General features: G+C 62.7%; 16 protein-coding genes. 4 read left to right on the top strand and 12 right to left on the bottom strand.

What is annotated here, in order from left to right; translation table 11 throughout:
• Positions 1-21: 21 nt before the first annotated feature.
• Positions 22-660: a 2-dehydro-3-deoxy-phosphogluconate aldolase gene (locus ABCW43_RS10550; RefSeq protein ID WP_046629077.1), complete on the bottom strand. Its 639-nt coding sequence runs from the start codon at positions 658-660 to the stop codon at positions 22-24.
• A gap of 164 nt (positions 661-824) precedes the next feature.
• On the opposite strand from ABCW43_RS10550, the gene ABCW43_RS10545 reads away from it, so the two are divergent.
• The 3 genes from ABCW43_RS10545 to trhO are packed head-to-tail and all read left to right on the top strand — an operon-like array spanning position 825 to position 3,263.
• Positions 825-1,322, top strand: coding sequence for a CYTH domain-containing protein (locus ABCW43_RS10545; protein ID WP_345923950.1), 498 nt, complete (start codon positions 825-827; stop codon positions 1,320-1,322).
• Positions 1,297-2,289, top strand: a complete 993-nt coding sequence (locus ABCW43_RS10540) for a CHAD domain-containing protein (RefSeq protein ID WP_345923948.1) — start codon at positions 1,297-1,299, stop codon at positions 2,287-2,289. Before ABCW43_RS10545 ends, ABCW43_RS10540 begins: the two co-directional genes overlap by 26 nt.
• A 17-nt stretch (positions 2,290-2,306) precedes the next feature.
• Positions 2,307-3,263, top strand: a complete 957-nt coding sequence (gene trhO / locus ABCW43_RS10535; RefSeq protein ID WP_345923947.1) for an oxygen-dependent tRNA uridine(34) hydroxylase TrhO — start codon at positions 2,307-2,309, stop codon at positions 3,261-3,263.
• Positions 3,264-3,309: 46 nt separating this feature from the next.
• Here the strand turns inward: trhO and ABCW43_RS10530 are convergent, their stop codons facing one another.
• The 7 genes from ABCW43_RS10530 to ABCW43_RS10500 form a co-directional block, all read right to left on the bottom strand.
• Positions 3,310-3,708, bottom strand: coding sequence for a RidA family protein (locus tag ABCW43_RS10530; protein WP_345923945.1), 399 nt, complete (start codon positions 3,706-3,708; stop codon positions 3,310-3,312).
• A 288-nt stretch (positions 3,709-3,996) separates the two neighbouring features.
• A complete protein-coding gene (locus ABCW43_RS10525; RefSeq protein WP_345923943.1) occupies positions 3,997-6,195 on the bottom strand; it encodes a bifunctional diguanylate cyclase/phosphodiesterase in 2,199 nt (732 codons plus the stop codon).
• Between the two features lie 116 nt (positions 6,196-6,311).
• Positions 6,312-7,088, bottom strand: coding sequence for a MetQ/NlpA family ABC transporter substrate-binding protein (locus tag ABCW43_RS10520; protein WP_345923941.1), 777 nt, complete (start codon positions 7,086-7,088; stop codon positions 6,312-6,314).
• Positions 7,089-7,157: 69 nt separating this feature from the next.
• Positions 7,158-7,826 carry a methionine ABC transporter permease gene (locus ABCW43_RS10515; RefSeq protein ID WP_345923939.1) on the bottom strand — a complete coding sequence of 223 codons (669 nt, stop codon included), beginning with the start codon at positions 7,824-7,826 and terminating at the stop codon, positions 7,158-7,160.
• Entirely contained in the window at positions 7,816-8,856 is a 1,041-nt protein-coding gene (locus ABCW43_RS10510; protein WP_345925411.1) for a methionine ABC transporter ATP-binding protein, read from the bottom strand. The genes ABCW43_RS10515 and ABCW43_RS10510 overlap by 11 nt, the downstream gene beginning before the upstream one ends.
• Positions 8,857-9,185: 329 nt before the next feature.
• On the bottom strand, positions 9,186-10,604 hold the full coding sequence (locus tag ABCW43_RS10505; RefSeq protein WP_345923937.1) for a GH1 family beta-glucosidase: 1,419 nt from the start codon (positions 10,602-10,604) through the stop codon (positions 9,186-9,188).
• Between the two features lie 312 nt (positions 10,605-10,916).
• A complete protein-coding gene (locus ABCW43_RS10500) occupies positions 10,917-12,089 on the bottom strand; it encodes a Gfo/Idh/MocA family protein (protein WP_345923935.1) in 1,173 nt (390 codons plus the stop codon).
• A 205-nt stretch (positions 12,090-12,294) separates the two neighbouring features.
• Here ABCW43_RS10500 and ABCW43_RS10495 point away from each other — a divergent pair, with 205 nt between their 5' ends.
• The gene (locus ABCW43_RS10495) at positions 12,295-12,927 is read left to right on the top strand and encodes a CatB-related O-acetyltransferase (protein ID WP_345923933.1); all 633 of its coding nucleotides are present in this window, start codon (positions 12,295-12,297) and stop codon (positions 12,925-12,927) included.
• A 259-nt stretch (positions 12,928-13,186) separates the two neighbouring features.
• Here ABCW43_RS10495 and ABCW43_RS10490 read toward each other — a convergent pair whose 3' ends face one another.
• The 4 genes from ABCW43_RS10490 to ABCW43_RS10475 form a co-directional block, all read right to left on the bottom strand.
• A complete protein-coding gene (locus ABCW43_RS10490; RefSeq protein ID WP_345923932.1) occupies positions 13,187-14,239 on the bottom strand; it encodes a sugar phosphate isomerase/epimerase family protein in 1,053 nt (350 codons plus the stop codon).
• A 216-nt stretch (positions 14,240-14,455) separates the two neighbouring features.
• The gene (locus ABCW43_RS10485; RefSeq protein WP_345923930.1) at positions 14,456-15,418 is read right to left on the bottom strand and encodes a substrate-binding domain-containing protein; all 963 of its coding nucleotides are present in this window, start codon (positions 15,416-15,418) and stop codon (positions 14,456-14,458) included.
• A 75-nt stretch (positions 15,419-15,493) separates the two neighbouring features.
• Positions 15,494-16,495, bottom strand: a complete 1,002-nt coding sequence (locus tag ABCW43_RS10480; RefSeq protein WP_345923928.1) for an ABC transporter permease — start codon at positions 16,493-16,495, stop codon at positions 15,494-15,496.
• Complete coding sequence (locus tag ABCW43_RS10475; RefSeq protein WP_345923926.1) at positions 16,495-18,018, bottom strand: sugar ABC transporter ATP-binding protein; 1,524 nt, start codon at positions 18,016-18,018, stop codon at positions 16,495-16,497. The genes ABCW43_RS10480 and ABCW43_RS10475 overlap by 1 nt, the downstream gene beginning before the upstream one ends.
• Between the last annotated feature and the right edge of the window lie 290 nt (positions 18,019-18,308).

Raw genomic sequence — 18,308 nt, 5'->3', positions numbered from 1 at the left:
ACAAAGACGGGTTGCGGGGTTTTACGCCTTCAGCGCCGCCGCTTCCGAAGCGAGCTTGGTGATGCCGGCCCAATCGCCAGCCGAGACCAGCTCCTTCGGCGCGACCCATGAGCCGCCGACGCAGATGACGTTCGGCAGCGACAGGTAATCGTTGGCGTTCTTCAGCGAAATGCCGCCCGTCGGGCAGAACAGTGTGCCGGCGAGCGGCGAGGACAGCGCCTTCAGGTAAGCGGCGCCGCCGGCCTGTTCGGCGGGGAAGAACTTCAGCACTTCGTATCCGGCTTCGCGCAGCGTCATGACTTCGCTGGCGGTCGCGGCACCCGGCAGCAGCGGCACGGGCGAGTCCTTGGCGGCGGAAAGTACGCCGGGTGTCACGCCCGGCGAGACGATGAAGGTCGAACCCGCCTTGACGGCCGCCTCGTAGTCGCGGGCGTTCAGGATCGTGCCGGCCCCGACATTGGCGCCTTCGACTTCGGCGGCCACAGCCTTGACCGCATCGAGGGCGGCGGGTGTGCGCATGGTAATCTCGATCGCCCTCAGGCCGCCGGCGACCAGCGCCCGCGCCAGACCCACCGCCGACTTGGCGTCGTCCACGATCAGCACCGGCACTACCGGCTGCAGTTTCAGGATGGAAAGCAGCTTTTCGGTCTTGCCGGTCATGGTGCGGTCTCCGCTAAAACGATTGAAACTTCGAGGTCGAGATACCCCTCAAGCCCGTCATTGTCGAGAAAAAACAGGGCGCCATCGTCTAACGGGTTTGCGGAATGCGGAGTTTGCACTAGGGTTGCAACAATTGTGGAAGTTCCCGAGGCGGCGGGCGGAGCATGGCCAAGGAAATCGAACGGAAATTTCTGGTGAAGAGCGACGGCTGGCGCTCGGAGGTCTCGTCATCCTCCGATTTCCTGCAGGCCTATGTCGCATCCGGCGACGACCGTTCGGTGCGGGTGCGGATCATCGACGGCAAGCGCGCCAAGCTCACCATCAAGATCGGCGAACACCTCTTCGCCCGCGACGAATTCGAATACGAAATCCCCTTGGCCGATGCCGAAGAGATGGCGCAGAATGCCATCGGCGTCGTGCTCGAAAAGACCCGGCACGAGGTCGAGCACGGAGGTTACACCTGGGAGGTCGACGTTTATAACGGAGCCTATAAGGGACTGATCGTGGCCGAGGTCGAAGTGGAGGAGGAGGGCGCCCTGCCCGACATTCCCGACTGGATCGGCCGGGAGATCACCGGGGACTGGCGGTATTCCAACATGGTGATGGCGACTGAAGATCTGAGCGGAGAATTGTGTCATGGCGTACCGTCTGCGGCCCGCTAAATCCTTCACCGACGAATTCCGCTCGGTCGCGGAAAGCCAGCTTTCCAAGGCCATCCATCTGCTGGAAGAACAGCCGGACGGGCCGCACGAAGCAGTGCACGACGCGCGAAAACGCTTCAAGCGGGTGCGCGCCCTCTACCGGCTGATCCAGCCCGACGCCAAGGAATTCCGTGCCCGCGAGAACAACCGCATCCGCAACATGGCGCAGACGCTGTCGGCCGTGCGCGACGCCACCGCATTGGTCGAGACGGTCGACTATCTCGCCGGCCATGCAGGCTCCCCCGAAGAGCTTTCCGCCCTCACCACGGCCTCCAAGGCGCTGGCCGAACGGCGAGACCGGATCGCTTCGGAGGAACACGACCTGCCGGCCAAGATGGCAGCCGCCGCCGACACCTGCCGCGCGGCGATCGCGGCCCTCGACGAGCTCGATCTCGACGACGATCCGCACAAGACGGGCAAACGGCTCGCCAGGGCCTGGAAGGGCCAGCGCGAGAAGGCGCTCGGAGCACTGGCCGGCTGCGAGGAACACGGCGATGCCGAGACCTATCACGAGCTGCGCAAATGCGGCCAGACCTACTGGATGCACCTGTCGCTGCTCGGCGGGATCTGGCCCTCCGCCATGCTCGCCAAGCAGCAGCAAGCCAGGGCGCTGGTCGATCTGCTCGGCCACGAACACGATCTTTCGGTGCTGACCGGGCTGGTCAACGAAAGCCCCGAACTGTTCGGCGACAGTGACACGCTGGCCCGGGTGCTCGGCGCCATCATCACCCGCCAGCAGGCCCTGCGGCACGAAGCGCTGGAAGCGGCCCACGCGGTGTTCGCCGACAGCGCCGAGACGGAACGCGGGCTGATCGCGCTGCTGTGGGAAAAGGCGGCCACCGCGCCGCGCAAGGAGCGCCGTGCGGCAAAGCTGCACAGGGCGCATGAAGCACCCGAGAAAGAAACCGCGTTGCGCGGCGTGTCCTGACGCTGTATTTCAGCGCCATGACCGAAAACATCCTTCAAACCCGCCCGGAGGCCCGCCCGGAAGCGACGAGTGCCTGGCTCGTCGCCGCGCTCTATCATTTCGCGCGTTTCGACCGCTTTGAGAGCTTTCGCGAGCCGCTGCAGGCCTTCTGCGACGAAAACGGCATCAAGGGCACGCTGCTGATCGCCCGGGAGGGCATCAACGGCACGGTTGCCGGCTCCGACGCGGCAATCGCCGGCCTTCTCGCCTATCTGCGCGCCCAGCCGGAATTCGCAGGCCTCGAGCACAAGGAAAGCCGAGCTTCGAAAATGCCCTTCCTGCGCATGAAGGTGCGGCCGAAGAAGGAAATCGTCACCATGGGCGTCGAGGATATCGACCCCAAGCGCATTGTCGGCACCTATGTCGAGCCGAAGGACTGGAACGCGCTGATCTCCGATCCGGAAACCATCGTCATCGACACCCGCAACGACTACGAGACGGCGATCGGCATCTTCAAGGGCGCCGTCGATCCGCAGACCAAGACATTCCGCGAGTTTCCGGACTGGGTGAAGAACAATCCCGGCCTGCACAACAAGCCGAAGATCGCCATGTACTGCACCGGCGGCATCCGCTGCGAGAAGGCGACCGCCTTCATGAAGGAACAGGGTTTTGACGAGGTCTTCCACCTCAAGGGTGGCATCCTCAAATATCTTGAAGAGGTGCCGCAAGAGGAAAGCCTCTGGGAGGGCGCCTGTTTCGTCTTCGACGAACGTGTCTCGGTGGAGCATGGCCTGAAGGAAGGCAACCACAAGCTCTGTCACGCCTGCCGCAGCCCGATCACCGCCGAAGAGGTGACCTCGCCCCATTACGAGGAAGGCGTCTCCTGCTCCACCTGCTACCCGACCCGCACCGAGGAAGACCGCGATCGCTACCGCCAGCGCCAGCTCCAGATCGCGCTCGCCAAAAAGCGCGGCGTGAGGCATATCGGCGGCTGAGGTTCGCCCGCGCCAGACGGCCTGGCGCGAGCGGATCGTCGCTGCTTCAAGCCGCCTGCGGTATCCGGGCGATCACCTTGATTTCGAAATCGAAACCGGCGAGCCAGTTGACACCGACCGCCGTCCAAGTCGGATAGGGCGGCTCGCCGATCACCTTTTCCCGCACGGCCATGACGGTTTCGAATTGAGCCTGCGGATCGGTATGAAAGCTCGTGACGTCAACAACGTCCTGAAACGTGCAGCCGGCCGCCTTCAGCACGGCCGTCAGGTTGTCGAAGGCCAGTTGCACCTGGCGTTCGAAATCGGGTTCCGGTGATCCGTCCGACCGGCTGCCGACCTGGCCGGAAACGAACAGAAGGTCTCCCGAACGGATAGCGGCCGAATAGCGGTGCTTCTCGTAGAGCGCGTGCCGGCCGGCAGGGAAAATCGCCTCGCGTGGGCTCATTGCTTCATTCCTTTTTGAAAGGCCGGGTTCCGCATTATCGTGATGCCATTGGGATGGCTTCGGCTCTTAGGTATCCGGCCTTGGCTTCGTCATACGGACGCTCTGACATACGCCTCGTATGCGCTCATATGTCGATATACGTCACGTATGTCAATTGGCATACGTGACGTATGCGTAGTGAGGGGCGCGGTATGAGACCTGTCGGCGGGAGACGGTTCGGCGTATGCCACGCACACATGGGGTCCGAGGGGTTCTCCGGGAGGGTGGATCCTCGGGAAACGTAAGGAGTTACGCCGCCCCGCTCATCCCGCCCGGCAGGCGGTTGCCGCGGTAGATGATGTCGATCTCCTGCGATGACATCGGCCTGCCGAACAGATAGCCCTGCAGCTCGTCGCAGCCGGTAAGCCTCAGTTGCAAAGCCTGTGCCTCGGTTTCGACGCCCTCGGCGGTGACCGGGATTTCCAGCGAGCGGGCGAGCGCCACGGTCGCCTGCAAAAGGTCGACGGCGCGGCCGCCTTCCTCCAGCGCATGCACCAGCGACTTGTCGATCTTCATTCGGTCGAAACCGAACTGGCGCAGATATCCGACGCTCGAAAAGCCGGCGCCGAAATCGTCGAGCGCGATATTGACGCCGAGCTGTTTCAGCTTGGCGAGAGCGGCCCGGGCGCGTTCCGGGCTCTGGATGAAATAACCCTCGGTCATCTCGAGCGTGATGCGGGAAGGATCGGCGCCGGTCTTGCGGAACACCGAAGCGACATGCAGGGCAAATGCCGGATCGCGGAACTGGCCGGGAGAGATGTTGACCGCGAGCTTGAGCTCAGGCCACAGCGTCAGCGTCTCGCACGCCCGGTGTAGCACGAACAGGCCGAGCTGGTCGATGAGGCCGGTCGATTCGGCGATCGGGATGAAGACGTCGGGGGACACGGGGCCGTAACCGGCGCGGTGCCAGCGCGCCAGCGCCTCGACGCCGATGATGCGCCATGTCCTGGCATCGACGACCGGCTGGTAGACGACATTGACCTCGCGGCGCTCGATCGCGATCCTGAGGTCGATCTCCAGCATGTTGCGCTCTTCGCGCTCGGCATCCATTTCCGGCCGATAATATTCGGTCCGCCCACGGCCGGTTTCCTTGGCGTGATACATGGCCATGTCGGAACGCCGCACCAGTTCCTCGCCGGCGACCTTGCCGCGCGGCGAGACGGCGACGCCGATGCAGGTGCCGATGGTCGCTACCCTTTCGCCGATTACGAAAGGCTCGTCGAAGAAACCGAGAATACGGTCACTCAGCGTATCCACCACCCTTCCGATATCCGTGCTCGCGAGCGCAATGGCGAACTCATCGCCGCCGACGCGGGCTAGGATCGCCGTATCGCCGACCAGCGTCTTGAGCCCGGCCGCGACGCCGCGGATCAGCTTGTCACCGGTACCATGGCCATAGGCGTCGTTGACCTCCTTGAAGCCATCGAGATCAAGATAGAGCAGCGCTACGTCCTCGTTGTTGCGGCGGCTTTGGAGGATCAGCGCGTCGAGTGCCGCAAAAAAGCCGGCGCGGTTGAGCAGCCCGCTCAGCCGGTCGCTCATGGCGAGATGCCGCGCCGCCGCCTCGTCCGCGGTCAGCCGGTTGAGCGTATTGCTGCCGCTGACGAAGAGGAGGAGGAAGAACAGGCCGACCATGGCGAGCGCGCAATAGACGAGCGGCCGGACCTGGGCATAACCCATGTCGCCGGGCTTACGCGAATGCCAGACGAGCCGCTGCAGCACCTTGCCGTGGATGTTCTGGATCTCCACCATGTTGGCAACGGTATCGGAGGCATTCGCGAAACGAAGTCCGTCGATGACGTAGGTCTCGGAGAGCTTCTGGACCTTGGCCTCGTCCAGATGCCGGGCAAAGATCAGGAAGCGGCGGTTCGAGACCGGCTGATCGAGCTGCCCCGATTTCTGCCGGATCAGCGCCACGCCGACGGCCGCCACCCCTTTTTGCGTCTGCACGAAAGCGGCGGCTTCCGGCACGCTTTCCGCGCCGGCGGAACTCGCCTTGTCGAACAGCGTCCAGAGCGAGGAGTCAAAATAATCACGCGGAGCCCAGCTGACCGGCGCCCCGTCCTGATAGGCCATCAGCACGTCCTGGTTCATATCCATGACGATCGCGACGTCGAAGAGATCACTGTTGGCGGTCATGTCGCCATAGTTGCTGACGATCCAGGCCTGATCATCCGCATAGACGAACTGGGCGGCATCGTCCCAGGCGGCGTAGTCGTTGAGCGTCGCATGCAGCTGCTCTTCGAACGTCTGGACCGCGCCCGAGGTGGTCTCCCGCGAGCGCCCGTCGTCAAGGCGATTGGCGTAGTCGGTGATGCGGTCGAGCGCGGTCAGGATGAAGATCGTCACCAGCACCACGACCACCGCGAAGGCAAGCAGCATCGACGTCACGGCGGAGCGACGGCCAAGTGTTGCGGGGCGGCGAAAGCGAGACGGGAGAAGCCGCATCGAAGACCTCATGAAGCCCTACATCTTTCGCGGGTATTCCTTCAGATAGCGTTAAAAGAAATGGGCCGGTCCTCACAGTTGAGAGCCGGCCCACCAAGAATTTTCGAAATCTTATACTACCAGGCGGCGATGACGGCGCCCTTGAACTGGGTGTTGACGAAATCCTTTACCGGAGCGCTGTGATAGGCCTCGACGAGGGTCTTGACCCAGGCGGCATCCTTGTCTTTCGCCTTGACGGCGATGACGTTGATGTAAGGGGCCTTTTCGCCTTCCCTGGCGATCGGATCGGTCTTCGGGTTGAGGCCGGCTTCCAACGCGTAGTTGGTGTTGATGACCGAGGCATCGACATCGTCGAGCGAGCGCGGCAGCTGGGCGGCGTCAAGTTCGGCGAATTCGATCTTCTTGGCGTTTTCGGTAACATCGGCCGGACCGATCTTCAGGCCCTTGGCGGCATTGACCTTGATGAGGCCCTGGTCGGCGAGGATGAGCAGCGCGCGACCGCCATTGGTCGGATCATTCGGGATGGCGATCGTGGCACCCTGTTTCAGGTCGGCGAGGCTCTTCACCTTCTTGGAATAGACGCCCATGGGGAAGTTGACGGTCTGCGCGACGCTGACGATGTCGAACTTGCGATCCCTGACCTGGTTGTCGAGATAGGGCTGGTGCTGGAAGGAATTGGCGTTGAGCTCGCCATCCGCCAGCGCCTGGTTCGGCACCACATAGTCTGAGAATTCGAGGATCTGGATGTTGAGGCCCTTGGTGGCCGCGACTTCCTTGACCTTTTCCATGATCTGCGCATGCGGGCCGGGGGTGACGCCGATCTTGATGTCTTCGGCAAGCGCCGGGGCGGCGGCGAAGGCGGCGAGTGCCGCCGCGATGATGAGCTTCTTCATAGGGTGTCTCCTTGGGTTATCATTCTTACATGCGCCAGTCTTGGGAGGCTGGTTTTCCGGGATTGAGTTTCAGGTCTTGCGGTTGCGCTTGTCGAAGCGGCGGGCGAGCGCATCGCCGGCGCTCTGGATCGCCTGGACGAGCACGATCAGCACCACGACGACAGCCAGCATCACGTCGGGCATGAAGCGCTGGTAACCGTAGCGGATGCCGAGATCGCCCAGGCCCCCGCCGCCGACCGCGCCGACCATGGCCGAATAACCGATGAGGCTGACGAGGGTGAGCGTCAGCGCCAGCGTCAGGCCGGGCTTGGCCTCCGCGAGCAGGACCTTGAAGACGATCTGCAGCGGCGTCGCACCCATGGCGCGGGCGGCCTCGATCAGGCCCTTGTCCACCTCGCGGATCGCCGCTTCCGCAAGCCGTGCGACGAAGGGAATGGTCGCGACCGTCAGCGGCACGATCGCCGCATAGGTGCCGATCGAGGTGCCGGTGACGAGACGCGTGAACGGGATGATCGCCACGACCAGGATGATGAACGGCGTCGAGCGCGCCGCATTGACGATCGCACCGATGATACGGTTCGAGATTGGAGCGGGGAAAAGCTCCCCCTTGCCGCTGGTGGCCAGAAACACGCCAATCGGCAGGCCGATCAGGGAGCCGATCAGGCCGGCGGCGACGACCATCTGCAGGGTCTGCCACAGCGCCTTCGAGAGCAGGCTGAAAAGCATGTCAAGCGACATAACCGAGCACCTCCGTGGAAAGGCCGGTTGCGGCATAGAAACGCTCGGCGCGCTCCGTGACAGCGGGATCGGCCGGATAGGCGACCACCAGCGAACCATAGGGCTCACCGGCGATCTCCTCGATCGTGCCGGCCAGGATGTTGACTTCGGCGCCGAGTTCGGTGACCAGCCGGGCGGTCAGCGGCTGGAAGGCGGTCGACCCGAAGAAGATCAGCCGGACCAGCACGCGGTCGCCAGCAGACGGCTGCGGCTTCAGGTTCGAGCGTATCCATTCCGGCAGGTTGGTGCCGAGCGCTGCCGACAGAAGCGAACGGGTCGTCTCGTGCTTGGCGCCGGTGAACACGTCGAACGTGCGGCCCGCCTCGACGATCCTGCCGCGGTCGATCACCGCAACATCGGAGGCTATGGTCTTCACCACCTCCATCTCGTGGGTGATCAGGAGCACGGTAAGACCGAGTTCGGCATTGATGCGCTTCAGGAGGGCCAGGATCGACTGCGTGGTTTCCGGGTCGAGCGCCGAGGTCGCCTCGTCCGAGAGCAGCAGTTTCGGCGAGGTGGCGAGCGCCCGGGCAATACCGATGCGCTGCTTCTGGCCGCCGGAAAGTTCTGCCGGATAACGGTCCGACTTGTCCCCAAGGCCGACCAGATCGATCAGCGGCGCGACCTTGTCACGGATCGCCGTGGGGGAAAGGCCGGCGATCTCCAGCGGCAGCGCGACGTTGTCGAACGCAGTACGCGAGGAAAGCAGGTTGAAGTGCTGGAAGATCATACCGACCTGGCGGCGCAGATCACGGAGCCCGGCTTCGGAGAGGCCACCCACCTCGACGCCATCGACCACCACGCGGCCGGACGTCGCCTTTTCCAGCCCGTTGACGAGCCGGATCAGCGTCGACTTGCCGGCGCCGGAACGGCCGATAATGCCGGTGATGGCGCCCCGCGCCACGGAAAGGTCCACACCGTCAAGAGCGATGAACTGGTTCTGGTCGTCGGCATCGCCAAAACGCTTGGTCACCGCTTCGAACGTCACCATGGATGTGGCGGCGGCCAAGGGAGGCGGCGCGGTTTGGACCGCAGTATGAAGGATTGTCATTTCAGCTCTCAGATTCAAGTCGGATCATCCCGGCGACGGAACGCCGTGTATTTCATCGCGGCCCAGTTATCGGACGGAGCGGCACATTCGATGACAGGCGACTTTCCGGAGCATCTTGGTCTGTTTTCCGAGAGGACAATAAGGCCGGAGCGGCCTCTTTCGATGCCGCATAAATGCCCGGACGCGCCTGCGTTTGACAGGGATGATTTTTCAATTATTTCCGCAAGCAGAAAAAAACTTCTCCCAGCTGCGAAATCATCCCGGCGAAATCACGCCTGTTTATGGTTGCCCTTCGGAAATAACGAGGCGAGCTCGCGATACCACTTGCCGCTCTTCTTGATCGTTCGTTCCTGGGTCTCGTAGTTCACGTGCACGAGGCCGAACCGCATGCGGTAACCCTCGGCCCATTCGAAATTGTCCATCAGGCTCCAGGCGAAATAACCCTTCATCGGATAACCTTGCCTGATCAGGTCGGCGACCACCGAAAGGTGCTCGACATAATAGTCCAGACGCTGCTGATCATCCACCTCGCCGTTCTCGACCTCCATGTTGTAGCAGGCGCCGTTCTCGGTGATGTAGCAGTCCGGCAGCTCGTAGCGGCGGTAGAGATCCTCGACCAGCAGCTTCAACCCCGGCGCATAGACTTCCCAGCCGATATCGGTCTTGACGTCGCTGGCGGGCTTGGCCTCGACCGTCCAGGGGAAATCGCCGGTGCGTGTGGGCTCGTCATGGACGCGGTCCGGTTTGTAATAGTTGAGGCCCCACCAGTCGAGCTTCTGGCTGATAATCTTGAGGTCGCCGTCTTCGACGACCGGCATGCGATCGCCCAAGGCTTCCAGGAATTGCTGCGGATATTCGCCCTTGAAGACCGGATCGAAGAAGGCGCCGTTATGGAACTGGTGGGCGCGCTCGGCGGCGGCAAGATCGGCCGGGCTGTCCGAGCCGGGAATGATCGACGCAGCGTTGATGACGGTGCCGACCGGCACATTCGGCGTCACATGCCGGATCGCCTCGACGCCGAGGCCGTGGGCGAGGTTGACGTGGTGCATGGCAGCGAGCGCCGCCTGCATGTTCTTCTCGCCCGGCGCATGGATGCCGTAGAGGTGGCTGAGCCAGACGATGCACCAGGGCTCGTTGAAGGTGGCAACCGCGTCGAGCCGGTCGCCGAGCCGCGCCATCACCACCTTGGCGTAACGCTGGAAGGCATAGGCCGTCGACCGCGCCGCCCAGCCGCCCTCGCCCATCAGCGAAAGCGGCAGGTCCCAATGATAGAGCGTCGCATAGGTCTTGATGCCGCGCGCCTTGCAGCCGTCGATCAGGCGATCGTAGAAATCCAGCCCCTTCTCGTTGATCCGCCCGGTACCGTCCGGAATGATCCGCGGCCAGGCGATCGAGAACCGGTAGGCCTCGACGCCCATCCCCTGGATGAGATCGAGGTCCTCTTCCCAGCGATTGTAGTGATCGCAGGCGACATCGCCGTTGTGCCCTTGATAGACCCGACCCGGCATGTTGGAAAACGCATCCCAGATGGAGGGCTTGCGACCATCCGCCTTGGTCGAGCCTTCGATCTGATAGGAGGCCGTCGCAACGCCCCAGAGGAAATCACCGGGAAAGCTCGATGCGAATTTTTTGGGATCGGGCGTTTTATAATTGCGAGGCTGGGGATTGCTCATCTTGGGATCGGTCATGGGGATGCCGCCATATCTGGTTGCGCGAGGTCAGCCGGACCATCTTTCGCGGCGGTTTAACCAAGCGGGGCGTGATTGTACAGATGAGAATTCTGAAACGTTGCAGGGCGACGGCCTGCTCCCTCCGCCTTGTGGGGAGGGTTGGGGAGGGGTCTGCTACGACAGGGTACGTTTCCGCAGAACCCCCTCCCGCCTGCCGGCCACCAACCGGGGACGGGTCGCTTGCCCGTCCCGTCCTCCGGACCCCCACAAGGGGGAGGGTTAAGGATGCCTTGCTCACCACAAACTACCTCTCCCTTGGTGGGAGTTCTCTTACACCTTCACCCACGCCCCGTTCTTCTTCGAAGACGCGACGCACGCCTCCACGAACGCAACCCCCTTCACGCCGTCGTCGACGGTCGGGTAGATCACCGCCTTGTCGATCGCGACACCCTTCTTGGCGGCGTTGATGGCGCGGGCAGCTTCCGTGTAGATGGTCGCGAACGCTTCCAGATAACCTTCCGGATGGCCGGAGGGAATGCGGCTGACGCGTCCAGCCGCGGCACCGGCGCCGGCGCCGTTGCGGGTGATCAGGCGCTTCGGTTCGCCAAACGGCGTGAACCACAGGTAGTTCGGATCGGCCTGCACCCATTCGATGCCGCCCTTGGTTCCGTAGACACGGATCTTCAGGCCATTCTCATGCCCCGGAGCCACCTGGCTGCACCACAGCATGCCCTTGGCGCCGCCTTCATAACGCAGCATCACATGCGCGTTGTCGTCGAGGCGACGGCCTTCGACAAAACTGTCGAGATCCGCCGCCAGGCTTTCGAGCGTGAGCCCGGTGATGAAGGCGGCGAGGTTATAGGCATGCGTGCCGATATCGCCGGTCGAACCGCCGGCACCCGACTGGGCCGGATCGGTGCGCCAGACGGCCTGCTTGGCACCCGTCTGCTCGACGGCCTCGGTCAGCCAGTCCTGCGGATATTCGACCTGAACGACGCGGATCTTTCCGAGATCGCCGTTGGCGATCATTTCGCGGGCCTGTCGCACCATCGGGTAACCGGTGTAATTGTGGGTGAGGATAAACAGCGCATCGCTCTCGTCGGCCAGCTTCTTCAGCTTCTTCGCGTCGGCGAGATTGGAGGTCAGCGGCTTGTCGCAGATGACATGGATGCCGCGCTTCAGAAACTCCTTGGCCGCCTCGTAGTGCACATGGTTCGGCGTGACGATCGACACAGCCTCGATGCCATCCTTCAGCCGCGCCTCGCGGATCGCCATCTCCTTATAGGAACCGTAGGTGCGCGACGGATCAAGCCCGAGATCGCGGCCCGAGGCGATCGCCTTTTCCGGCGTCGACGAGAGCGCGCCGGCGACCAGGTCGAACTGGTCGTCCAGTCTCGCCGCCATGCGATGCACCGCCCCGATGAACGCCCCGGCCCCGCCACCGACCATGCCGAGCCGGATGCGCGGCTCCCGCGCCTGTTCGTCCTTGCCTTCGATTGCCATGCTGTTTCTCCCTTATTCGAATTCGATTTCTGCAAACCCTGTGCTGGATTTCATCCCGCGATCAGGCTAGGTTTCCGCTGCGAGACAAAAGGATACCCCGACCGTGAACAGCAAGACCCGCCTCCGCTGAGGCTCCACGTATTTCGAACGGCCGCCCGTCCAACGATAGGCGCGCCTCTTGTAAATCCATGGAAAAGGTCAGGTCATGCCCCTTCTCGACGCGACAGCCACGCATCCCATCACCCTTCCCGACGGCAGCCTTTACCGCGATACGGTTTACCTGAAAAACGTCGTCGACCATCCACGCATGGAGATCGGCGACTTCAGCTATTACACCCATTCCGGAGAGCCCGAAGAAACCGCCGGCATCCTCGCACCCTATCTCTTTCACGGCAGCCGGGAGCGGTTGGTGATCGGCAAGTTCGTGCAAATCGCCAGGGGCAGCTATTTCATCACCAGTTCCGCCAATCACCCGATGACGGGTTTTACCACCTACCCGTTCCGCATCTTCAAGCCGGAGACGTTCGGCTACAAGGACTTGCCGGTCAGGGACACGATCGTCGGACATGACGTCTGGATCGGCCACAACGCCGCGATCATGCCGGGGGTCACCATCGGCCACGGCGCGATCATCGCCGCAGCCTCGGTGGTCACGCGTGACGTACCGCCCTATGCCGTCGTCGGCGGCAATCCAGCCGGCCTCATCCGCATGCGTTTTCCCGACGAGATCGTCACCGAGCTTCTCGGTCTTGCCTGGTGGGACTGGCCGATCGACAAGATCGAGGCCAAGCTCCCCGCGCTGGAAAGGGGCGATCTTGAAGCTCTCATGGGGGCTTGAAAGTTTCAAAGCACCGCCGCCACGTGAAGCTCACGTGCTCCTTCTTGTCTGCATTGGATTGCCATGATTTATCTCCTCGACGAACTTGAATAGCCGGCGTTCCCACGAGTCTCTTCTCCCCAGCGGGGAGAAAGTAGCGGCAGCCGGATGAGGGGGGCTTCGCGGAAGATTCTGCCTTTCACGTACCTCTCAAGGCGTCGCTTTGCTCCTTCCCCTCATCTGCCCTATCGGGCATCTTCTCCCCGCCGGGGAGAAGAGCTCACAATCCCAGCATCCGCCGGTTCGCCGCTTCGTCCGTGCCGCCACTCGCAAAATCGTCGAACGCCTTGTCGGTAACGCGGATGATATGCGCCTTGACGAATTCGGCTCCCTCGCGGGCCCCGTCCTCGGAATTCTTCAGCGCGCATTCCCATTCGACCACGGCCCAGCCGTCGAAATCGTTGGCGGCCATCTTCGAGAAGATCGAACCGAAATCGACCTGGCCGTCGCCGGGCGAGCGGAAGCGGCCGGCGCGGCCGACCCAGCCCTGGTAGCCGCCATAGACGCCCTGCCGGCCGGTCGGATTGAATTCCGCGTCCTTGACGTGGAACATCTTGATCCGGTCCTTGTAGATGTCGATGTTGTCGAGATAGTCGAGGCACTGCAGCACATAGTGCGACGGGTCGTAGAGCATGTTGGCGCGCGGATGGTTCTTCACCCGTTCCAGGAACATCTCGAAGGTGACGCCGTCATGCAGATCTTCGCCGGGATGGATCTCGTAACATACGTCGACGCCGCAGGAATCGGCATGGTCGAGGATCGGCGTCCAGCGCTTGGCGATCTCGTCGAAAGCGGTCTCGACGAGACCGGCCGGCCGCTGCGGCCACGGATACATGTAGGGCCAGGCGAGCGCGCCGGAAAAGGTCGCATGCGCCTTGATGCCGAGGTGCTTCGAGGCCGTGATCGCCATTTTCACCTGCTCGACTGCCCAGGCCTGGCGTGCCTTCGGATTGCCGCGCACCTCGGGTGCGGCAAAACCATCGAACCCCTCGTCATAGGCCGGGTGCACGGCGACGAGTTGGCCCTGGAGATGCGTCGAAAGCTCGGTCACCTCGACGCCGTTCTGGCGCGCCACGCCGGCGAATTCGTCACAGTAATCCTTGGAGGAGGCAGCTTTCTTCAAATCGATGAGCTGGCCGGCCCAGGTCGGCACCTGCACGCCGAGATAACCCTTGTCGGCCGCCCATTTGGTGATCCCGTCCCACGTATTGAACGGTGCCGCGTCGCCCGCGAACTGGCCGAGAAAGATGGCCGGGCCCTTGATCGTTTTCATGATGTTTCCTCTTCGAACATGGCGTGCCTGGATTTCTCCTCCTCCCTCATTCCTGTGCTTGTCACGGGAATCCAGTGCGCCCAAGTCCTTGGGCGCGGGAGAGCCTTTTCACGGCGCAGACGCGCCGTGGCTGGATTCCTGTGACAGACACAGGAATGAGGGTGAGGTTGTGGCCGTGCCCGCCAAAAATAAAGGCGGGCGCGGCCGTGTTGATTATCAGAACGGCGAATCCGGGAAGTAGAAGTTCTTGGCATTGTCCTTCGTCACCAGCGTGGCGTCGAGGATGTAGGTGCCGCTGACCGGGACCTTGTCGTAGAAATTGCCGGCGGTGAGTTCCATGGCGGTCGCCACCATTGCCGGCGGATAGAGAACGTCGACCGGAACCATCTTGTCGCCGTCCATGACCTTCTTGATCATGTCCTTGGAACCGGCGCCGGCAACGATATACTTGATGTCAGTGCGCTTGGCCTGGGCGATGGCTTCGAGAACGCCGACGGCCATGTCGTCGTCCTGGCACCAGACCACATCGATCTTCGGGTACTTGGTCAGGTAATCCTGCATGACCTTGAACGCGTCGTCGCGGCTCCAGTTGCCGAACTGGCGATCGAGGACCTTCACCTTGGAGCCGGCAATGCCCTTGTCGAAACCGTCCTGGCGCTGCTGGTCGATCGGGATCGGCAGGCCGCGGATGACGACGACCTGGGCGTCCGGCGTGGTCTTCTTGATATATTCGCCGGCGACCTGGCCGAGCGCCGGGTTGTTGCCGGCGACATAGAGGTCACGGATGGTGCTGTCGTTGACGGAAGGTGCGCGGTCGACGAGCGCCACGAACGTGCCCTTGTCCTTGACCTGCTGGATGGCGTTGACGAGCGGATCCGGATCGGACGGCAGGATGACGAGCGCGTCCAGGCCCTGGACCGCGAGATCCTGCACGGCGTTCGCCTGGCTTGCCGCATCCGGCGAGGTCTTGACGATGACGTTTAGGCCCGGATGTTCCTTCATCAGGAGCTTGGCGACGCGTTCGGCATGGAACACGACGCCGGCGGTCCAGCCATGGTCGGCAGCCGGAATGGAAACGCCGATCGTCACCTTCTTGTCCTGGGCCCAGGCGGTGGTCGGGGCGGTGCCGGCGAGAAGCGCCAGCGACGCCACGGCCAGTCCCAAAATTTGTCTGCGCATTGTTTCTCTCTCCCACAATATCAGGGTCTTTAATATTTGAAGACCGGACGCGACCCATCAGCCCGGTCAATCTCCTCACTTCCGCATCAGCGACCTTTGAACCAGCATGGCGATGATGATGATCGCCCCCTGGATGGCGCCGATGAGGTATTCGCTGACGAAGTTGGACAACAGCATGATGTTGCCGACGATTTCCAGAATGAAGGCGCCGCAGATCGTGCCCCAGATGCGCCCGACCCCTCCCCGGAGCGCGGTGCCGCCGACGACGACGGCGGTAATCGCCTGCAGTTCCCAGAAGCTGCCGGTCGTGGCGGACGTCGAGCCAAGGCGCGGCACGTAGAGCAGCACCGCAACTGCGACGCAGAGCCCCTGGATGACATAGGTTACGGTGCGCACGCGGTTGATCGAAATGCCGGAATAACGGGCCACATCCTCGTTGGACCCGACCGCGGTCACATGCCTTCCGTAGCGGGTGCGGTAAAGCACGAAGGCGGCGATGGCGGCGGTGACGAAGATGATGATGATCGGGATCGGCACGCTGACGAACGAGCCGGAATAGACCGGCCGGTAGAGCGCCAGAATATCGCGGTCGCGCACAGTGATGGCGCCGCCCTGGCTGAGCCAGGTGGTGAGGCCGCGATAGATGCCCATCGTGCCGAGCGTGGCGATGAAAGGTTCGATCCGGCCGATCGTGGTGATCAGGCCGTTGGCGAGCCCGCAGACCGCGCCGATCGCAATCGCCAGCGCCATGCCGGCCACCAGCGCCATGGACGGATCGGCGATCGTTCCCGAATTCAGGAACAGGATCATCAGGCTGGCGACAAAGGCGAGCATTGCGCCGACCGAAAGGTCGAGTCCGCCCGCCGTGATCACATAGGTTGCGCCGAGCGCGATGACGGCGATGAAGGAACTGCGCGTCACGACGTTGAGCAGATTGGCGGTCGTCATGAAGTTCGGATTGGCGAAATAGCCGAGCACCAGGAGCAGCGCGAGCGCGATGAACGGCGCGATCGCCGCCATGTCCCAGTCCTTGGAGGTCTTCGGCGCCTTGGCCGTTTCGGTCGCGACATTCGCCATCACGCGGCCTCCTCTTTGTTGACGCCTGTGGCAAGCACGACGATTTCGTTTTCGTTCATATGGTCCCCCGTCACCTCGCCGACGATCCGGCCGGAGCGCATGACGAGGATGCGGTCGCAGATGCCGATCAGTTCCGGCATTTCGGAGGAGACGACGATAATCGAACGCCCCTCTTCGGCCAGCTTGGCGATGAATTTGTAGATCTGTTCCTTGTTGCCGATATCGATACCGCGCGTCGGCTCGTCGATGATGACGATCGACGGATCGAGCAGCATCATCTTGGCGAGCAGCAGTTTCTGCTGGTTGCCGCCGGAAAGCTGGCCCGCGAGGATATCCTTTCGGCCGGTCCGGATGTCGAAATCGCGGATCGCCTTGTCGAGTGCTGCACTTTCGCGCTTGCGGTCGATCTGCAGCGCACCGATGAACTTGCCGAGCGAGGCGAGCGTCAGGTTGACGATCAGGTCCTTGGTGAGCAGCAGGCCCTTGCCCTTCCGATCTTCGGAAAGGTAGACGATGCCGGCCTTGAGGCTTGCATGCACATCCCTGAAATTGACCGGCTTGCCGAGATGGCGGACCGTGCCGCGGCTGGGACGAAGGCCGACCATGCCCTCCATCAGCTCGGTGCGGCCGGCGCCGACGAGGCCGGCAAAACCGAGGATTTCCCCCTTTTTCAACTGGAACGAAGCATCCTGCGCATAACCGGGAACGTTGAGATGCTCGACCTCCAGCACCGTCTCGCGCGCCTGCGCGGCATGACGGTCCGGATAGAGCTTCGCGACGTCGCGGCCGACCATCAGCCGCGCCATGTCGGCGGGCTGGATCTCGCTCGTCTCATGGCTGGCGACAAGTTTTCCGTCGCGCAGCACCGTCACCCGGTCGGCAATCTCCTTCACCTCCGGCAGGCGGTGGGAAATGTACAGCACGCCGACACCCTTGGCGCGGATCTGCCGGATGACCTTCAGCAGCGCGTCGGTCTCGTGCGGCGTCAGCGACGCGGTCGGCTCGTCGAAGATGACGATGCGGTGCGGCACCAACAGCACGCGGGCGATCTGTACCAACTGGCGCTGGGCGATCGATAGACGGCTGACGATGGTGTCGGGGTCGATGTCGCTGCCGAGACCGCGCACCGCCTTGGCGGCACCTTCGTTCATCCTGCGGTCGTCGATAAAGACGCCCTTGTGCAACTCGCGGCCGAGATAGATGTTCTGGGCGACGGTCAGATCCGGCGCCAGCAGGATTTCCTGGTGCACCAGCACGATGCCGCGATGTTCCGCATCGACCGGTCCGGAAAATGTGACGGTCTCGCCGTCTATTCTCATCTCGCCGCGGGTCGGCGGCTGATTGCCGGCAATGATCTTCATCAAGGTCGACTTGCCGGCGCCGTTCTCGCCGATGATCGCGTGAACCTCGCCGGCGCGGACGTTGAGATTGATGTCCTTGAGGACCTCGACAATGCCGAATGTCTTGGAAAGGCCGGTCGCTTCGAAGAGCGGCACGGTCGGGCTCGCCTCCACAGAACTCATCGCCCAGCACCCATGACCATAGGGCAACGTACAGCCCGACAGCGGACCGCTGCGTTACCGACAGCACGCCTGTATATGATAATCTGCACCCAAGCTCCTCCCTATGAGAACGCTAGCCCAGATTCTGAGGTACGTAAAGCAGATTTGCCGTAAACCAAGCGGGAACGTTGAGGCAGGTTCGTGCAAATCAGCTTCCGGTTGGCGTTTGGCACTAATCGTAAGAATGCGGCGGTTCCGGCCACTGCAAAGGCTAAACCATTAGGTGAAGTTTCGCAGCAAGTTGATCTACG

The organism is Neorhizobium tunisiense (assembly GCF_039631515.1).
In the GTDB taxonomy this organism is placed as follows: Bacteria; Pseudomonadota; Alphaproteobacteria; order Rhizobiales; family Rhizobiaceae; genus Neorhizobium.
The sequence above is the reverse complement of the archived record's forward strand: the minus strand, read 5'-3'. Positions and strand labels throughout refer to the sequence as shown.